Origin of the sequence: Mesorhizobium sp. M1A.T.Ca.IN.004.03.1.1, assembly GCF_003997555.1 — a bacterium.
Taxonomy (GTDB): Bacteria; Pseudomonadota; Alphaproteobacteria; order Rhizobiales; family Rhizobiaceae; genus Mesorhizobium.
Genome location: NZ_RZTV01000854.1, coordinates 1 through 246 on the forward strand (window position 1 = coordinate 1; position 246 = coordinate 246).

The 246-nt window shown below is 61.8% G+C and carries 1 pseudogene; it reads right to left on the reverse strand.

The annotated features are described in order from the left end of the window. Positions 1 to 246: pseudogene (locus tag EOD29_RS34110) on the reverse strand (GMC family oxidoreductase); the annotation flags it as partial.

Here is a 246-nt window from a genome sequence, read left to right on the forward strand (position 1 = left end):
GCCGAGCCGGTCGGTGCTCAGAGGCTGTACGTGATATTCGAGATCGGCGGTCGCAACAGCCGGATCGCTCTTGGCAAAGATACCGAGCTGGCTCGGCGCCATCGACAGCGGCCCGGACCGGCGCAGCATATATTCAAGCCCCATGCCCGCCCGGGTGAACAGGTTGTGATAGAGCTGGTTCAGCGTCTTTGCGCCCTCGATGCGGAAGACCGTACGGATTTGCAGATGGTCCTGCAGGTTTTCGCC